Below are 15,604 nucleotides of genomic sequence, written 5' to 3' on the forward strand. Positions count from 1 at the left end.
GCAGGCGATGATCGACAGCAAGGCGATTTCAGAGGCTCTTAAACGCATTGCATCCCATACCGCTGCGGCCAGCGAAGAGCTTTGCGCTGCTGACGGTGCCCTCGGGGACGGCGATCTTGGGATCACCGTGTCAAAAGGGTTTGCGGAGGCCGCAACGGCAGAGCTTCCCGATGATGTGGGCATGGCGCTCCTCGAAGTGGCAAAGGCGTTTCAGCGCGTCTCGTCATCCTCCTACGGTACGCTGCTCGCCACGGGTTTCATGGCGGCGGCGAAACTTGAAAAAGGAAAGCCCGGGATCGAACCCGAGGAGATGCCGGGCCTCGTTGCTGCCGCGCGTGACGCCATGATGGCGCGCGGAAAGGGCAATCTGGGTGACAAAACCGTGCTCGACAGTCTCGATGCCGTTGCCAGTGCGCTTGAGGGGACTTCACCGCATGTGATGGTCGAGACGACGATCAATGCAGCCGGGGAGACTTTGAAGCGCTATCGGGATCTACCGAACAAGCTGGGGCGCGCGCGCATGTTCGGTGAAAAGAGCCGGGGGCTGGTTGATCCCGGACAACTCGCATTTCTTCGTATTGTGGAAGGACTGCGGTACGAGCCTCACGAAAGCTAGATCCGGATTTCTTCGTCACCTGCGTTCTTAAAGGGGAAGCAGCCATATCCGTGGCGCTTCCCTCCGTTTTTCTGAGGGCACACATTTCAACAAACGATTGGATCGGGGAAGGGGGAAGAGAGCAATGTCTTCCATAAGACATTGCTTCCCGGAGGTCTCCTCATCTCATGAACGAACAATCGCGCCTGCCGCTCCCGCGCCCTTTCGCGGGGCTTCCCGGGGTGGCTTCGCAAGGTGCCGGGCAAGCCGGGAACATTCTGAAATCCATCGGTGTTGTGGCCATCGCCGGTGCTGTTGGTGCCGTCACCGGCCTATTGTTGCCGGCGGAAATGGCAATTGCCGCGGCGCTTGCGGTCTTCTGCATCGGCATGTGGGCGACGGCTCTGGTCCCCGAATACTGGACCGCGCTGATGTTTTTCCTCATTGCCATGCTTTCCGGTATCGCGCCGGCGCAGGCAGTTTTCTCAGGTTTCCATTCGTCGACCTTCTGGCTGCTTTTCGGAGGGATCATCCTCGGAGTTTCGATCCGTTACACAGGGCTCGGTCAGCGCATGGCGGCAATGCTCGTCGGGATGCTCGGCACGCGCTATGTCACGGTCATTGCGGGTGTGACCGGTTTCAGTCTGGCACTGGCTTTCGTCATGCCGTCTTCCATCGGCCGTATCGTGCTGCTTCTGCCGATCGTCATCGCGCTTGCCGATCACATGGGATATGGCAAGGAGAGCAACGGGCGCACAGGAATGATACTGGCCGCGGCCTTCGGAACCTGTCTGCCGGCCTTCACCATCCTGCCCGCGAACGCGCCCAACATGATCCTGGCAGGTATGGCCGAGACGCTTCATGGCGCGCGCATTTCCTACTGGTCTTATCTGACCATTCATTTCCCGGTGCTGGGGCTTCTGAAAGCGGGCGTGCTCGTTGTGCTCATCCTGAAGATGTTTCCCGATGGCGATCCGCAGCGCCAGCCGGAGGTGCCGGCAGACCTGCCGGGGATGTCCCCGGCGGAAAGGCGGCTGACAATGGTGCTGGGGCTGTGCCTTGCCTTGTGGCTGACCGATACGCTCCACCATATCTCGCCGGGCTGGATCGCGCTTGCCGCAGGTCTTTACTGCCTGTGGCCGGGGTCCGGGCTCACCTCGAAGAAGTGCATCAATGAGGACGTGAATTACGGGTCGCTTTTCTTTGTCGCCGGCATTCTTGGTCTTGGAGCGGTGCTTTCATCCACCGGTCTTGGCGAAGTGGTGGTGGAAAGGCTGAGTGGTGTTGCCGGATTTCGGGCAGACCGGCCCTTCTGGAATGTGGCCATGCTGACGGGCATTGCAACGCTGGTGGCAATGATTACCAATCTGCCCGGCGTTCCTGCTGTGATGACACCAGTGGCCGAGAACCTTTCAGCTCTGACAGGGCTGCCGCTGACCACGGTTCTGATGACGCAGGTTCTGGCCTTCTCGAACGTGTTCCTGCCCTATCAGGCACCGCCGCTGATAACGGCAATGCAACTGGGTGACCTGCCGACAGGTGCGGTGGTCCGGCTCTGCCTTGTGATGTTCGCCATCGGCGCGCTCGTGCTGATGCCGCTCGATCTCCTGTGGTGGTATGCTCTCGGCATGGTGTAGACATGCGTCTGGCTACCGGGCGATGAGGCAGGAATGGATATTCAGCAGCTAAGGACATTTGTCGCCGTTGCCCGTGAGGGGAGCATTACGCGGGCCTCGGAGCGCATCCATCTCAGCCAGCCCGCCGTCAGCGCGCATATCAAGGCGATGGAGGAGACGCTCGGGCTTTCGCTGTTCGAACGCACACCGCGCGGCATGGATTTGACCCCTGACGGAGAACGTCTTCTGGCAAGGGCGGAGCAGACGCTGGGAGCCCACCGGGAACTGCTTGAGGAAGCGACGCGCATCAAGGGCAGTCTGACGGGACGCCTGCGGCTTGGCATGGGCTGCAACTCCGGGCCTGAGGCGCTGGGGCGCCTGATGACAGGTTTTGCCGAACGCTATCCGCAGGTGGACGTCGTTCTGCGGCATGGCACGTCGCGTTCCGTTGCCGAGGAGATTCGCAGTGGCGGGCTGGATGCCGGCTTTTACAATGAGACCGACAGGCCCGGCGATGAATTGAACGTGGTCGATGTTTCGCGCTTTGCCATTTATCTCGCCGTCCCACCGGGAACGGTGGCAGTCAAAGACGAGCCCGACTGGCAGACGCTGGCGGAGCTTCCATGGATATGCCCTGCTCCGGACACATGCTGCGGGGAAACGGCCGAGGCGCTGTTTCGCAGGTACAATTTTCGGCCCGCGCGTATCATCAGCGTTGACCGGGAGCAGGTCACGCGAACACTGATCGCAGGTGGTGTCGGCGTTGGTCTGCTGCATGCAGAAGCTGCGCGCTCGGCTGAAGCTGTCGGGGAGGTAGACCTGATCTGCGAGGCGCATCCTGCCGCGCGGCTGGTTTTCGCATACCTGAGAGAGAGGGACGACGACCCGCTGCTTCAGGCGGCGCGCTCGATCGTCACTGCCAGTAACTGACGTGGGCCGTGGTCAAAGCTGCATACTTCCCACACTTGCGCCGCCGCAGACATAGAGCGTCTGCCCGGTGACGAAGCTTGCCTTCGGATCTGCGAAGAACATGAAGGCGTTGGTGACGTCTTCCACCGCGCCGAGCCGGCCAACGGGAATGCGTTTGGCAAGCTCTGCTTCCCGCTCGCTGCCCTTGGGGATGATGCCCCAGAAATTGTCGGTCTGGATCGGTCCCGGCGCAACCACATTGACGGTGATGCCATGGGGGGCGAGTTCCAGCGCCCAGGTGCGCGCCATGCCCACCATGCCGGCCTTGGATGCGCCATAGGCGGTGCGGGTCTGCGCGCCGAGCGCGGCGCGTGAACCATTGAAGAGAACGCGGCCGAAGCGGCGTTCCTTCATCGAAGGCAGGAAGGCTTTCAAAAGCGTGAGGGCGGAGCCCAGATGGAGCTGGGCGAGGCCGGTAATGTCTTCGGCGCTGGCGTCTTCGATGAGGTTCGGCCAGATGAGGCCTGCATTCTGCACGAAATGGGTGACCGCGTGCCTGCCCGCGATCTCGGCTGCGGCTTCGCTCACGGCTGCATCGTCCAACAGGTCCGCCTCGACCGAACTCAGCCGTTCATGCGAGAACTCCGGCGCGCGGCGCGCGACCGAGACAACGCGGTAGCCCACATCCAGCATGGTCTGGGCGAGGTTCGCGCCGATACCCTTGTTGCCGCCGGTGATGACGGCTGTAAGCTCTTTATCCATCGTGTCAGGTCCTGCCGGGCACAAGCGCCACCACGCGCAGCGGGCTGCCGGTGCCGTTTTTGATCTTGAGCGGGGTTGCGATCAGCATGGCGCCTGTGGGCGGAAGCCGGTCGAGATTGTTGAGGCATTGCAGGCCGTAGCGCCCCGCACCGTGAAGATAGAAATGGGCCGGGTAGGGCGGCGTGTAGTGCGACCCCTGACCGGCGTCTGTGCCGACGGTCTCGGTGCCGAAACCGCGAATGCCGCGTTCGTCCACCAGAAGCCTTATCGCCGCCGGCGTGGGGCCGGGCGAATGTGCGCCATCCTCGCGCATGTTGAGATAGGCCGCGCCCCGGCGCTTCGACCAGTCGGTGCGCATCAGAACCCAGCTCTCGGCAGGAATGCGGCCATGCTCGGCCTCCCACGCCTCGATGATCTCCGGCGTCAGCTCGAAATCCTCGTCGGCAGCAGCGCCTTCGGAACAGTCGATCACGCAGACCGGGCCGATGAAGCGCTCGGCGGGGATCTCGTCGACGCTGCCATTGGGCACGTCGCGGCCGGAGATCCAGTGCGAGGGCGCATCGAAATGGGTGCCGGTGTGCTCGCTGCAGGTGAAGTTGTGCCATTTCCACGCCGGGCCGCGATGGTCATAGGCGGACACTTCTTCCATGCGGAAGCGGGCGCACTGGCCGAATTCCGGCGGCAGCACGATGACCGGGAAATCCTGATCGAGCGTGTGGGTGAGGTCCACCACCTCGATGGCGCCGGTGGCGAGCGCCTCCGCCAGATTGCCCAGAAGGGCGGATGGGTCGGTTGCGTGGACGTTCATGCGCCGCCTCCGTCGGTTTCGCTCATCTCGCGCTCCAGCACCTTTGCGCCGGCGCGCCAGCGTTCGATCAGGTCCTTCGCCACGTCGCCGACGAACACGTCCTCCAACCCGTCCTTGAGGCCGGAGACGATGGCGCGGGCAAGTGCTGCGGGCGCGACCTTGGGCGGCGGCAGGGGCTGGTGCCAGGCGTCGTCCGTCGGGCCGGTATAGACGTTCATCACGCGCACGCCGCCGGGGCGCATCTCTGCGCGCAGGCACTGCGACAGCGAGTAGGCCGCGGCATTGGAGGCCGAGAAAGCGCCGAAGGCAGGCATGTTGGAATAAGCGTAGACCGACAGGATGTTGACCCAGGCGGCGGCGCTGTTGTCGCCGTCCGCGCCGCGCCCGCGCATGGCCGGGCCGAAGGACTGGGCAAGCCGCATCAGGCCGAGATAGTTCACCTCCATTTCGTCGCGGGCGAACACGGTGTCTCCACGGTCCATGATGCCGCCGGGGCGCACGAAGCGGGCATTGTTGACGAGAATGTCAGTCTTGCCGCCGATCTCGCCGGCAAGCTCTGCGACCGACGCGGTGTCGGTGACGTCGAGCGGCACGATCTGGACATTGGGGATCGCCTCGAGTGCTGTGCGGTGCGGATAGGGCCGCCAGCCCTCGGGCTCGCCGATGAAGATGATCGACGCGCCGGCCTTTGCAAAGGCCTCGGCCAGCGCCACGGCGTTTTCGCTCCTCGCATCGGTGATGAGCACGCGGCGGAATTTCGGATCAGCGGTGATTTCGCGCAGTTGCGGATCGTCTTCCATGTTGGGCGTCCCTTCGGGAGGCAGGGCGTAGAGAACGCCCTGGCCCGACTTGTCGAGCCGGTTGATGATGCGCACCCTGCCGCCGCGCGGCGCGTCGCCATGGACATGGCACATGACGGAGGGGCCGGCGTCGAGCCGGACGGTGCCGACACGCCATGGGGTGCGTTCGCGGAAATAGGTGTTGGTGCTGGTGCGCACCGTGGTTTCGGCGATGAGCTCGCCCGCCGGGTCGATGTCGCGCCATGGCAGGTCGGTCGACAGGCAGGTGGAGCAGGCGTCGCGCGGCGGATATTGCAGCGCGCCGCATTCGCCGCAGACCTGCAGCATGAAGCGCCCTTCGGCGGCAGCCGCCGTCAGCCCCAGTGCCGCGCGGCTTCTGAGGCCCGAGGGCAGCGTCTGTGTGCGGGTGCGCTTTTGCGGGTCTTTCTTCGGCGGCGGCAGGATGGCGTCGGTCATGTGCCCGCTCCCGAAATGATGGCGGCGCTGGAGCAGACGCCACGGTCGTAGTTGATCATGCCGAAGCCGGAGACCATGGCGGTCGTCGCACCTTCCACCTGGGTGGGACCGGCTGCGCCGGTGACCTGGCGGATCGCCTCGACCAGCCCGATAAAGCCGCCCGCGGCTCCTGCCTGTCCGGCTGAAAGCTGACCGCCCGACGTGTTGTGCGGAAAGTCGCCGGCAATGGTGAGATCGCGCTCGCGCACAAAGGCCGGTCCGTCTCCCTTTTTGCAGAACCCCAGATCCTCGAACTGCATCATGGAGATGACCGGGTAGTCGTCATAGGTCTGCAACAGGTCCATGTCGTCGGGCCTGGCGTCGGCCATGGCGTACAGCTCGTCGATATCCATGGCCCAGCCGCCGCGCATCTGGATCGGGTCTTCGGGGAAGGCGTTGTGGCGTTCGATGCTGCCGCGAATATGCGCGTAAGGAAGGCCGGCGGCGCGGGCGTCTTCCTCGCGCATCACGAGAAATGCTTCTGCGCCGCTGACGGGCATGACGCAATCGAACAATGCGATGGGATCGGAGATCATGCGCGCGCCGAGATACTGGTCCATGGTGAGCGGCTTTTTCATCACCGCATGCGGGTTCTGGAGTGCATTGTCGCGCTGGGCGACGCAGATACGGCCGAAATCCTCGCGGGTCGCGCCATAGGCGCTCATATAGTGGTCGGTCAGGAGCGCGAAACAGGCATTCGGCCCGCCCGCTCCATAAGGGTATGATGCATCCTGCGCGAAGCGGCTGAAACTTGAGAGCATGCGCCGGAAACTGTCGACATGATTGGTGTCGCCGGCGACACAGGCGACGATGTCGGCATCGCCCGCCTGCACCGCGCGGGCTGCGCGCCTGAGCGCCACGACGCCACTCGCCCCGCCCATGGGGATGTGATCGAGCCAGCGCGGGGTGAGGCCGAGATGCTGGGTCAGCCCCACCGCCGTGTCGGGAAAGAGCGTGAAGCTTGCAACGGAGAAGCCGTCGACATCGCGGGGGCTGAGGCCGGCGCTTTGAAGCGACTGGCGCAGCGCGCGGGCGATCCACCAATGCGCCGTTTCCTTGGAGAAACGCTGATAGGGCGTGGTGGCGGGCGCGGCGAGCACCACGCCCTCATAGCCCATCCGTCTTGAGGTGCGGACCGCCATCAGGCCGCGCGCCTTTTCTTCATGGATCGTGTGTCGATCGTTGCCGGATCGCTGAGAAGCCGGGCGACCAGTGTTTTCAGTTCGCCGCGCTGGATCTTTTGCGTCGAGGTCAGGGGCAGGGCGTCGACAAAGGCGATGTAGCCCGGAACCTTGTAATAGGCGACGCGGTCCAGACACCATTCGGCGATTTCGCGGGCGCGCGCTTCATCGCGTTCGCCGCTCTCGACCACGAGACAGGCGAAAACCTCGTCGCCGCGCAGCTCGTCCGGGGCTGCTGCGACCGCTGCCGCCTTGATGTCGGGATGCTGCATCAAGAAGGATTCCACTTCCACGGCGGCGATGTTCTCGCCGGAACGGCGGATCACGTTCTTCTTGCGGTCGACGAAGAAGAAGTCGCCATCGGCGTCGCGCATGACGATGTCGCCGGTGTGGAACCAGCCGCCTTCCCACGCTTCGGCGGTGGCCTCGGGGTTGGCGTAATATTCGGAGAAGAAGCCGAAACGCGGATCCTCGCCCGCATGGCGCACCAGGAGTTCGCCGGGTTGGCCGGGAGCTGCCTCGCTGCCGTCGTCTGCGACCACGCGGGCCTCAATGTCCGGGCCGGGCTGGCCGAGGCAGTTCGTGCCACGCTTGCGGGGCTCGTGATTGGCAACGATGACCGCGCCGGCCCCCGTCTCCGTCATCGCCCAGCCCTCGATCAGCGGAATGCCGAAGCGCTCCTCGAACGGGCCGTGCAGCTTGGGATCAATGCCCGCGCCGAAGCCGAAGCGCACATTGTGCGCCCTGTCCTGTTTCGTGGGTTCGGCTTTCATGAGAATGGACGGCATGACGCCCAGATAATGCAGGCAGGTGGCCCGGCTGTCACGCACGCTCTGCCACCAACTGCGCGGGTGAAAGCGGTCGAGCGCGATGAGGCAGCCGCCGACCGTGATCATCGCCATCAGCGAATAGGCCATGGCGTTCATGTGGAAGATCGGCAGCGGCGTGATCATGCGCTCACCGTCCTCGTTCATGGCGCAAAGCCCGCCCGCCTTCGCGTACCAGCGGCCCGAATGCAGGAAATAGAGGTTCGACAGGACGCAGCCCTTGGGCTTGCCCGTGGTTCCGGAGGTGTAGAGCATGGCCGCTTCGCGGCTGAGCGGCGCACCCTGCGGCGTCTCCATGCCGGCAAAGCGCGGATCGAGCGGCGGGGTGTCGGCCTCCGGCGTGACGACCGGAAAGCCGACGCCGGAGGCGGCAGCCGCCTGTACAAGATCCGCCACGCGACTCGCAATGGCCACGGCCAGAACCGGGCGCGCGTGCCCGGCCATGTATTCCAGCTCCGCAGATTGCAGGTCCGGATTGACCGGCACGACCGAGAGCCCGAGCGCATTTAAGGCGAACCAGTGCAGGAAGAAGCCTGGCCGGTTTTCCATCAGGAGCATGACGCGCATGCCCGTGCGATAACCCCCGGCGGCATAGGCGTTCCTCAACCGCTCGATCTCGGCAAGCGCCGCGCCATAGGAGAGTTCGCCGGCGGGAATGTCGTAGACCGTGGCCGTCTCCTCCAGCACGTGCAGGAAGGGGCGCTCGGGCCAGCGCCCGGCGGTGTCGGCAAAGGCCGCGAACACGGTGTCGAACGGCGGGATCTGCGATTTCATCTGCTGCGCGCTTTCAAAGGAACATCTGGATATTGCCGAAGGCGGCATCGGAATTGAGCAGATCGACGCGCTTGTGGGTGATCTTCAGCTTTCCCTCGATGAGTTTCAACTCGTGGCGCGCCGTGGCGGCGAGCAGGATCTGGTCGTCGAGCCGTGTCTCCACATAGTGAAACGCCGTGTGGGTGACATACTCACCCTTCTCCTCGTCCATATGGTCGATGAAGGGGCGGTTCAGAACGTGGTGGCAGCGGGTCTTCGGCTTCTGGGAGAAGGTGCGCTCGCCCTTGAAGCGCTCGACGCGCAGCTTGCGCATGAAGGCGTCTTCATGCAGCAGCGAGGTGACGTGCTTGGCGTCTTCCTGATTGTAGTCGAGCGGCATCCAATAGAAGCTGTCATGGGTCCACAGATCGAGCCATTCGTCGAACCGGCCATCGTCCAGCATGCGGGCTTCTTCATAGACGAAGTCGATCAGGTCTTCGCGGGTGGGAGCCTTCATCACGCGTCTCCTTCCATCGTCATCGTCATGTATTTTTCCCACGCGTGGAACTGGTTGCGCATCTGGCGCTCGGTGGTGCCGTTCTCGACGGCGATCTCGTCGAAATTCTCGCCTTCCTGGTAAAGGCGCTGGACATTGACCCATTCCAGCCCGTCGGAATGCAGGCCCTCCTGCGCGCGCTCATACATTTCCAGATCGTCATGGCCGACCATGGAGGTGGGCGCGTTGATCATGCGGTTGTACATGGCGGTGCGCTCCAGAAGCATGTCGGGCGCGCCCACCAGCCGGTAGATGTAGCTTTCGACCAGGGTTTTGTCGGCGGCGATGGGGGTGAACAGCCGCAATTGCTGGATCGGCCCCTTGATCATGATGTTGGGGAAATAGACCGTGTTGTGCCGGTTCTCGCCGAGGATCGCCTTTGCGCGCTCCTCGCCATAGGCCTCGACCATCTGCTCGTAATAACCGGGGATGGCGGAATAGTCGGAGTGGATCGAGTGATGCACGCCGGTGTGGCCGTGGCCGTTTGGCCAGGTGCGGATGCCCATGTTCTCGAAGAATTCGTAAGGGCTCATGAAGGGGGCGATCACCTCCATGGCCATGGGCTTTTGCGTGCCCTCGGGTTTGTCCATCTTCTCCCACAGGTCGATGGCCGTGCCGGCGGAGCTTTCATGTGCGACCATGGGATGGCAGGTGTCGGTCTGGTTCTCGACCAGCATTTTCCAGTTGCAGCGATGCATGTAGCGTAGCGGCGGCCCGGCCACCTCCAGACGGCCCTCGGGCGAGCGGTCGACCATGTTGTCGAAGGAGCTCAGCGCCTCTCCGAAGAAGCTTTCGAAGTCCGGGCCTTCCCTGTTGAGGCGGGCGAAGATGAATCCGCGATAGTTCTTCACCGCACCGACCGGTGCCATGCCATTGACGGATTCGCTTTCTTCGAGCCCGGTGTCCTTGTAGCCCTTGCGCAACGGGATCGCGAGCAGGCAGCCATTCGTCTTGAACGACCATGCATGATAGGGGCAGCGGAAAAACTTGCCCGTGTTGCCCGTGCGGTCGATGGCGATCTTCGTGCCCTTGTGCGGGCAGCGATTGTGCAGAACGTAGATCTCGTTATCGGAATGGCGCACCATGATGACCGGCTGTGTGCCGATCTCGGTGGTGAAATAGTCGCCCTTGTTGGGCGTCTGGCTCTCATGGCCGACAAAGACCCAGGTGTTGGCAAAGAGATGTTTCATCTCCAGCTCGAACACTTCCTGATCGATATAGACGTCGCGGTGGACTTCCGTGGGCCGGATCAGATTTCTGATCGCCTCCGGGTTGTTCGCGTAACGGCTCATGGCTTGCTACTCCCTTGCTGGCCGCCGTCCGGTCGGTCTCCTAGAGGTCGAGGACGAGCCGGTCGGATTTTGCGCGTGATACGCAGATTTGCATGACGTCGTTTGCTGCGCGTTCGTCATCGGTGAGGATGACATCGCGGTGGTCGGGAATGCCGGACAGGACCGTTGTCTGGCAGATGCCGCAATCGCCGCGCTGGCAATCGTAGATCAGGTCGACGCCTTCTTCCTCGAGCACTTCGATGATGGACTTGCCCGGCGGGATGGTGAAGACCTGACCCGTGGAACTGATTTCGACCTCGAAGGGCTTGTCGCCCGCTTCGGCCTCATGGGCCTCGAACAGTTCGAAGTGCACATGGTCTTTCGCGATGCCGCGGGCATGGGCGATTTCGCGCACCGCCTCGATCATGCCGCGCGGTCCGCACACATAGATGTGGCCCTCGGCAGGCGCCTTGCCGATCAGCGCCTTCAGGTCGATGCAGGTTTCGGGCTCGTCGTCGCAATGGATGGTGAGCGCCGTGCTCTCGATGGCTTCAAGCGCATCGACAAAGGCCAGCAGAGTGCGCGAACGGCCCGCATAGTGGAACGAGAACGGGCGACCCTTCGACTTGAGTTCGGCGGCCATGGAGATGAGCGGTGTGACACCAATACCACCGGCGATGAGAAGGACAGGCGCTTGTGCGTCGACCAGCGCAAAGTCATTGCGTGGGGCGGAAGTCTCGATGATTTCGCCTTCCTTGAGCCCATGCATGAAGCGGGAGCCGCCCTTGCTGTCCTCCTCGAGCCGCACGCCAAGGCGATAGGTGGCGGGTGAACCGGTCGCATCGGCTTCCGTGCTGGTGTTGACGAGAGAGTAGTGCCGATCCGAGCCATCGGGCAGCGCGACGCGGATATGCGCGCCGGCCGAAAAGCCCGGCAACGGGCCACCATCGACCGCTTCCAGTTCGAGAGCCCGGATCTGCGGTGTCAATGCCTCGGATTTGCGTACCCTGAGCTTCAATTCGCTCATTGGCGATCTCTCCTCCTGCAGTGGCCCTTCCAGATATTCTTGTTGGTTATGAGCAGTGGCCACGCTTTGCGATTAATATGAATTCGCATATTTTTCCCTGTCAAGCTTCAAACCTAAAAAAGTGAAATTTCATCTTTTTAAGCTTGAAGAGCATGAAAACTTATGGAAGCCTCATGCGCAGGAGGAGGCCGTCATGGGAGATAAAACGATGACGCGCATGCTAAAAACATTTGTAACTGCATCTATTCTGACGACAGCCATGAGTTTTGGTGCGATGGCGCAGGAAACGGTTCTGCGCATGTCAAACTGGCTGCCGCCGTCTCACCCGATCGTCCGGGACATGATGATCCCGTGGGCGGAGAAGCTGAAAGAGGCCAGTGACGGCCGCATCGAGGTGCAAATTCTCGATGCACCGCTCGGTCCGCCGCCGGCGCATTTCGATCTCGCCGCCAATGGCGCCGTCGATCTCACATTCGGCGTGCATGGCTACACCCCGGGGCGTTTCACCCTGACCGAAATTGCCGAAATGCCGTTCCTCGCCGATACGTCGGAGAGCCTTTCGGTGGCTTTCTGGCGTGTGTTCGAAAGCGATCTGGCGCAGGCCGAGGAGCATCGCGGCACCAAGGTGCTGGGCGTGTTCGGGCACGGGCCGGGGCTTCTGTTCACCAAGGGCAAGCCGGTATCGCCGTTGTCGGACCTTTCCGGTGCCAAGATCCGCGTGGCCGGCAACATCACCAACAAGCTTGCCGAAGCGATGGACATGGTGTCGATCCAGGCGCCGTCTCCGCAGTCCTACGAAATCCTGTCGGGCGGCATTGCCGACGGTATTTTCTTCCCGGTCGAATCCGTGCCCTTCTTCAAGCTCGAAACACTGGTCGACAAGGCGCTGCGTGTGCCCGGCGGTCTCTACAATGTCTCGTTCTTCTTCGTAATGAACAAGGCGAAGTTCGACAGCCTGTCGGATGAGGACAAGGCGGCCATCGAAGAGGTTTCCGGTGAGGCGTTCTCGCGCATGGCCGGTCAGGCCTGGGATGCGGCGGATGCAGCCGGCATGGAAGTGATCGGCTCGACCGTCGATTTCCACGATGCGACCGATGAAGAGCTTGCGACGCTGCGTGAGAAGACGCAGCCCATGTTTGACGATCTGGCCAAGGCCTATGAGGCCAAGGGACTCGACTTCGACGTCGTCATGGGCAAGCTCAAGGACGAAATCAAAGCGGTGGCGGCTGAATAATGGCCGCCTCCTCCGAGCGGATCGCAATGCGGGCTCGGCGGTGGCTAAGACTGGCGACCGCCGTGCTTTGCGGCGCGTTTCTGGTGGCGCTGACGCTGGTGACAGTGGTCGATGTGATCGGCCGCTATCTCCTCTCGTCGCCGCTGCCGGGTGCCGCGGAGTATACCGAAATCCTCCTGATGGCGATCGTGTTTGTGGGGCTGCCGGCGGTGTGCCTGGATGACGGGCATGTGAGTGTCGATCTGCTCACGGCCGGGCTCAGGGGCGTTGCTGAGAGACTTCAGCTCAATCTCGCCCGGCTTGTGGTTGCCGTGGTACTCGGCCTCGTTTCCTGGCAGCTCTGGAAGCACGGTGCTCAACTCGACAGCTACAATGAGGTGACGGTTTATCTGCGTGCGCCGCTCGGGCCGTTCGCCAAGGCGACGGCAGTCATCACCGGTGTCTGTGCGGTGGTTACATTTGTCATGGCGGTGCTGCGCCTGCCCAAAAGCGATGGCGGGGGCGTTTGATGGCGTGGCCGGTCGGAATGGCGCTGCTTCTGGCGCTTATCTTTGCAGGCGTGCCCATCGCATTCGCGATGACGGCGGTCGGGCTGGTCGGCGTTGTCTCGATCGTTGGCTGGCATCCGGCGCTGGCCATGCTGGGACAGGTCTTCTTCGACAGTGGCAGGAGCTATACGCTGTCCGTCGTGCCGCTGTTCCTTCTGATGGGCAATCTCGTGGTTCAGTCCGGCGTGGCGGGTGATCTCTATGCGGCGGCTAATGCCTGGCTACGCCATCGCAAGGGTGGGCTTGCCATGGCGACCATCGTTGCCTGCGGCGGGTTCTCGTCGGTGTGTGGCTCGTCGCTCGCCACCACGGCGACCATGGCCCGCATCTCGCTGCCGGCGATGCGCAAATATGGCTATTCCGACCGGCTGGCTGCCTCGTCCATCGCGGCGGGCGGCACGCTCGGCATTCTCATCCCGCCGTCGGTGATCCTCGTCATTTATGGCATCCTCACGCAGCAGAACATCGGCAAGCTGTTTCTGGCCGGCCTTTTGCCCGGTGTCGTCGGCGTGATCGGCTACATGATCGCCGTGCGTCTGTCGCTGGTGGTCTATTCCGAGCATCTGGAAACACAGCCAAAACTCCCTTTGATCGAACGTATCCGCGCCCTGCGTGGCGTCGTGTGGGCGCTGGCGCTCTTCGTGTTTGTTCTGGGCGGCATCTATCTGGGCGTGTTCACGGCGACGGAAGCGGCAGGCATGGGTGCGGGGGGCGCTTTCCTGCTCACTTTCATGCGAGGGCGGCTGACCCTGCGGGCCACGCTTTCCACGCTCTTTGACACGGCAAAGACCACGGCGGTGATGTTCTTCATCCTGTTCGGGGCGCTCTACTTCCTGAACTATGTGAACTTCTCCGGCCTGACCGGCGATCTGCGCAACTGGATCAACGCCTTCGGCGTCGGCCCCTATCCGGTCATCTTCATGATCGTGCTGATCTATCTGGTGCTGGGATGCCTGCTTGAAAGCATCTCGATGATCACGCTGACGGTGCCGATCCTGTTTCCGATCGTCACCGGGCTCGGCTTCGATCCGATCTGGTTCGGCATTTTTGTGGTGATCGCCACCGAATTGAGTTTCATCACGCCGCCCATCGGCATGAATGTTTTTGTCATGCGCACGGTGGCGCCCGACATTCCGCTGGAGCGCATTTTTGCCGGCATCCTGCCCTTCGTGGCGATGGATGTGCTGCGGCTTGCGCTTCTGATTGCGCTGCCGGCAATGGCGCTTCTAATACCCAATTCGATGTGACCGGACGAGATGATGGCGATTGATGACGACAGAATGGAGATCGACCGCAATGCGGGATTTGTGGGCGATTACCTGCTCTATCTGCTCGCTGCAGCCAGCGACGCGGCCAGTGCCGACTTTCATGCTCATGTGCGCGAGCAGGGGCTGCGCGTGCCCGAATGGCGCATTCTCGCCTGCCTCTGCGATGAGGACGGTCAGATGGTGACGCAGCTCGCCCAACTCGCGCTGATGGAGCAATCGCATCTGACCAAGATCGTCGACCAGATGGCGACCAAAGGACTCGTCAAGCGCCGCAGCGATGAGCGCGACCGCAGGCGCGTGCGTGTGTACCTCACGGCAGCCGGGCGCGCGATCGGGACAGGTTTGGTGGAGAAGGCGAGAGTGCATGAAATGTTGATTGTTTCTCGCCTTGGCACCACGGACGCGGCCCGCCTGAAGGCGGTGTTGAAAGACATACACGCAATTTGCCGGGGAGGAGATGACGCTGCGAGCCAGGCTCCGTCAGCGCCGGCAGAACTGGAGGCAAGCGTGTCATGAAGGATATCTCCAGCCTCATTTTGCTGCATGAGACGGTGCACCCTGAGGGCTGGCCACAGCCAAGGGGCTACGCCAACGCGGTCAAGACGGATGGCGGCATCATCTTTACGGGAGGCCTGGTTGGATGGGATCGTGAAGGACGTTTCCCGAAAGGTTTTGTGGCGCAGGCTCACCAGACATTTCGCAACATCCGCGATGTGCTGGAGGCGGCAGGTGCCGGCCCGGAGCATCTGACGCGTCTCACCTGGTATGTGACCAACGTGGAAGACTATCTCGCCGATCCGAAGGGGCTCGGAAAGGCGTATCGCGATGTCTTCGGGCGCTGTTTTCCGGCCATGGCGACTGTTCAGGTGACGCGGCTTGTGGAGCCGGAGGCAGTCGTGGAGATCGAGGCGACGGCGGTTTTGCCTGCTCAAAAGTAGAACAATCATCCGTAGA

The 15,604-nt window shown here is 62.6% G+C and carries 16 protein-coding genes; 8 read left to right on the top strand and 8 right to left on the bottom strand.

All coding sequences use genetic code 11. The features are described from left to right. Positions 1-7: 7 nt before the first annotated feature. The 3 genes from P2W41_RS03095 to P2W41_RS03105 all read left to right on the top strand — a co-directional run bounded on the left by P2W41_RS03095 (position 8) and on the right by P2W41_RS03105 (position 3,141). Positions 8-616: a dihydroxyacetone kinase subunit L gene (locus P2W41_RS03095; protein WP_292897943.1), complete on the top strand. Its 609-nt coding sequence runs from the start codon at positions 8-10 to the stop codon at positions 614-616. A 167-nt stretch (positions 617-783) separates the two neighbouring features. Then, on the top strand, positions 784-2,232 hold the full coding sequence (locus P2W41_RS03100; protein WP_404934276.1) for an SLC13 family permease: 1,449 nt from the start codon (positions 784-786) through the stop codon (positions 2,230-2,232). 33 nt (positions 2,233-2,265) lie between these two features. Beyond that, positions 2,266-3,141: a LysR family transcriptional regulator gene (locus P2W41_RS03105; protein WP_404934277.1), complete on the top strand. Its 876-nt coding sequence runs from the start codon at positions 2,266-2,268 to the stop codon at positions 3,139-3,141. A 12-nt stretch (positions 3,142-3,153) separates the two neighbouring features. Here P2W41_RS03105 and P2W41_RS03110 read toward each other — a convergent pair whose 3' ends face one another. Genes P2W41_RS03110 through P2W41_RS03145 form a run of 8 tightly spaced genes read right to left on the bottom strand, consistent with a single transcriptional unit; the run spans position 3,154 to position 11,600 of the window. Next, positions 3,154-3,882, bottom strand: a complete 729-nt coding sequence (locus P2W41_RS03110; protein ID WP_404934278.1) for an SDR family NAD(P)-dependent oxidoreductase — start codon at positions 3,880-3,882, stop codon at positions 3,154-3,156. Between the two features lie 4 nt (positions 3,883-3,886). Then, on the bottom strand, positions 3,887-4,690 hold the full coding sequence (locus P2W41_RS03115; protein ID WP_292897935.1) for a cyclase family protein: 804 nt from the start codon (positions 4,688-4,690) through the stop codon (positions 3,887-3,889). Continuing rightward, complete coding sequence (locus P2W41_RS03120) at positions 4,687-5,946, bottom strand: SDR family NAD(P)-dependent oxidoreductase (protein WP_404934280.1); 1,260 nt, start codon at positions 5,944-5,946, stop codon at positions 4,687-4,689. The genes P2W41_RS03115 and P2W41_RS03120 overlap by 4 nt, the downstream gene beginning before the upstream one ends. Continuing rightward, positions 5,943-7,127: a thiolase family protein gene (locus tag P2W41_RS03125; protein ID WP_404934281.1), complete on the bottom strand. Its 1,185-nt coding sequence runs from the start codon at positions 7,125-7,127 to the stop codon at positions 5,943-5,945. Before P2W41_RS03125 ends, P2W41_RS03120 begins: the two co-directional genes overlap by 4 nt. Next, positions 7,127-8,767: an AMP-binding protein gene (locus P2W41_RS03130; protein WP_404934282.1), complete on the bottom strand. Its 1,641-nt coding sequence runs from the start codon at positions 8,765-8,767 to the stop codon at positions 7,127-7,129. Before P2W41_RS03130 ends, P2W41_RS03125 begins: the two co-directional genes overlap by 1 nt. Before the next feature lie 13 nt (positions 8,768-8,780). Then, positions 8,781-9,263: an aromatic-ring-hydroxylating dioxygenase subunit beta gene (locus P2W41_RS03135; protein ID WP_404934283.1), complete on the bottom strand. Its 483-nt coding sequence runs from the start codon at positions 9,261-9,263 to the stop codon at positions 8,781-8,783. Then, positions 9,263-10,594, bottom strand: a complete 1,332-nt coding sequence (locus P2W41_RS03140) for an aromatic ring-hydroxylating dioxygenase subunit alpha (protein ID WP_404934285.1) — start codon at positions 10,592-10,594, stop codon at positions 9,263-9,265. The genes P2W41_RS03135 and P2W41_RS03140 overlap by 1 nt, the downstream gene beginning before the upstream one ends. 40 nt (positions 10,595-10,634) lie before the next feature. Further along, positions 10,635-11,600, bottom strand: a complete 966-nt coding sequence (locus tag P2W41_RS03145) for a PDR/VanB family oxidoreductase (protein WP_404934286.1) — start codon at positions 11,598-11,600, stop codon at positions 10,635-10,637. 193 nt (positions 11,601-11,793) lie between these two features. Between P2W41_RS03145 and P2W41_RS03150 the strand changes: the two genes are divergently transcribed. From P2W41_RS03150 to P2W41_RS03170, 5 genes are read left to right on the top strand one after another with little or no spacing between them, the layout of a single operon-like run. Continuing rightward, the gene (locus P2W41_RS03150) at positions 11,794-12,834 is read left to right on the top strand and encodes a TRAP transporter substrate-binding protein (protein ID WP_404934287.1); all 1,041 of its coding nucleotides are present in this window, start codon (positions 11,794-11,796) and stop codon (positions 12,832-12,834) included. Continuing rightward, positions 12,834-13,343 carry a TRAP transporter small permease gene (locus tag P2W41_RS03155; RefSeq protein WP_292897919.1) on the top strand — a complete coding sequence of 170 codons (510 nt, stop codon included), beginning with the start codon at positions 12,834-12,836 and terminating at the stop codon, positions 13,341-13,343. The genes P2W41_RS03150 and P2W41_RS03155 overlap by 1 nt, the downstream gene beginning before the upstream one ends. Beyond that, positions 13,343-14,629, top strand: a complete 1,287-nt coding sequence (locus P2W41_RS03160; RefSeq protein ID WP_404934288.1) for a TRAP transporter large permease — start codon at positions 13,343-13,345, stop codon at positions 14,627-14,629. The genes P2W41_RS03155 and P2W41_RS03160 overlap by 1 nt, the downstream gene beginning before the upstream one ends. A 12-nt stretch (positions 14,630-14,641) precedes the next feature. Then, positions 14,642-15,166, top strand: a complete 525-nt coding sequence (locus tag P2W41_RS03165; protein ID WP_404934289.1) for a MarR family winged helix-turn-helix transcriptional regulator — start codon at positions 14,642-14,644, stop codon at positions 15,164-15,166. Then, positions 15,163-15,588 carry a RidA family protein gene (locus tag P2W41_RS03170; protein ID WP_404934290.1) on the top strand — a complete coding sequence of 142 codons (426 nt, stop codon included), beginning with the start codon at positions 15,163-15,165 and terminating at the stop codon, positions 15,586-15,588. Before P2W41_RS03165 ends, P2W41_RS03170 begins: the two co-directional genes overlap by 4 nt. The last annotated feature ends 16 nt before the right edge of the window (positions 15,589-15,604 follow it).

The organism is Nitratireductor sp. L15S-10 (assembly GCF_045011005.1).
Lineage (GTDB): Bacteria > Pseudomonadota > Alphaproteobacteria > Rhizobiales > Rhizobiaceae > Nitratireductor.

Bases quoted from the DNA above. Each gene is read 5' to 3' on its own strand.
- P2W41_RS03125 (WP_404934281.1), bottom strand. From the start codon at position 7,127: ATGGCGGTCCGCACCTCAAGACGGATGGGCTATGAGGGCGTGGTGCTC.
- P2W41_RS03120 (WP_404934280.1), bottom strand. From the start codon at position 5,946: ATGACCGACGCCATCCTGCCGCCGCCGAAGAAAGACCCGCAAAAGCGC.
- P2W41_RS03095 (WP_292897943.1), top strand. From the start codon at position 8: ATGATCGACAGCAAGGCGATTTCAGAGGCTCTTAAACGCATTGCATCC.
- P2W41_RS03115 (WP_292897935.1), bottom strand. From the start codon at position 4,690: ATGAACGTCCACGCAACCGACCCATCCGCCCTTCTGGGCAATCTGGCG.
- P2W41_RS03100 (WP_404934276.1), top strand. From the start codon at position 784: ATGAACGAACAATCGCGCCTGCCGCTCCCGCGCCCTTTCGCGGGGCTT.
- P2W41_RS03145 (WP_404934286.1), bottom strand. From the start codon at position 11,600: ATGAGCGAATTGAAGCTCAGGGTACGCAAATCCGAGGCATTGACACCG.
- P2W41_RS03155 (WP_292897919.1), top strand. From the start codon at position 12,834: ATGGCCGCCTCCTCCGAGCGGATCGCAATGCGGGCTCGGCGGTGGCTA.
- P2W41_RS03110 (WP_404934278.1), bottom strand. From the start codon at position 3,882: ATGGATAAAGAGCTTACAGCCGTCATCACCGGCGGCAACAAGGGTATC.
- P2W41_RS03165 (WP_404934289.1), top strand. From the start codon at position 14,642: ATGGCGATTGATGACGACAGAATGGAGATCGACCGCAATGCGGGATTT.
- P2W41_RS03130 (WP_404934282.1), bottom strand. From the start codon at position 8,767: ATGAAATCGCAGATCCCGCCGTTCGACACCGTGTTCGCGGCCTTTGCC.
- P2W41_RS03160 (WP_404934288.1), top strand. From the start codon at position 13,343: ATGGCGTGGCCGGTCGGAATGGCGCTGCTTCTGGCGCTTATCTTTGCA.
- P2W41_RS03105 (WP_404934277.1), top strand. From the start codon at position 2,266: ATGGATATTCAGCAGCTAAGGACATTTGTCGCCGTTGCCCGTGAGGGG.
- P2W41_RS03140 (WP_404934285.1), bottom strand. From the start codon at position 10,594: ATGAGCCGTTACGCGAACAACCCGGAGGCGATCAGAAATCTGATCCGG.
- P2W41_RS03150 (WP_404934287.1), top strand. From the start codon at position 11,794: ATGGGAGATAAAACGATGACGCGCATGCTAAAAACATTTGTAACTGCA.
- P2W41_RS03170 (WP_404934290.1), top strand. From the start codon at position 15,163: ATGAAGGATATCTCCAGCCTCATTTTGCTGCATGAGACGGTGCACCCT.
- P2W41_RS03135 (WP_404934283.1), bottom strand. From the start codon at position 9,263: ATGAAGGCTCCCACCCGCGAAGACCTGATCGACTTCGTCTATGAAGAA.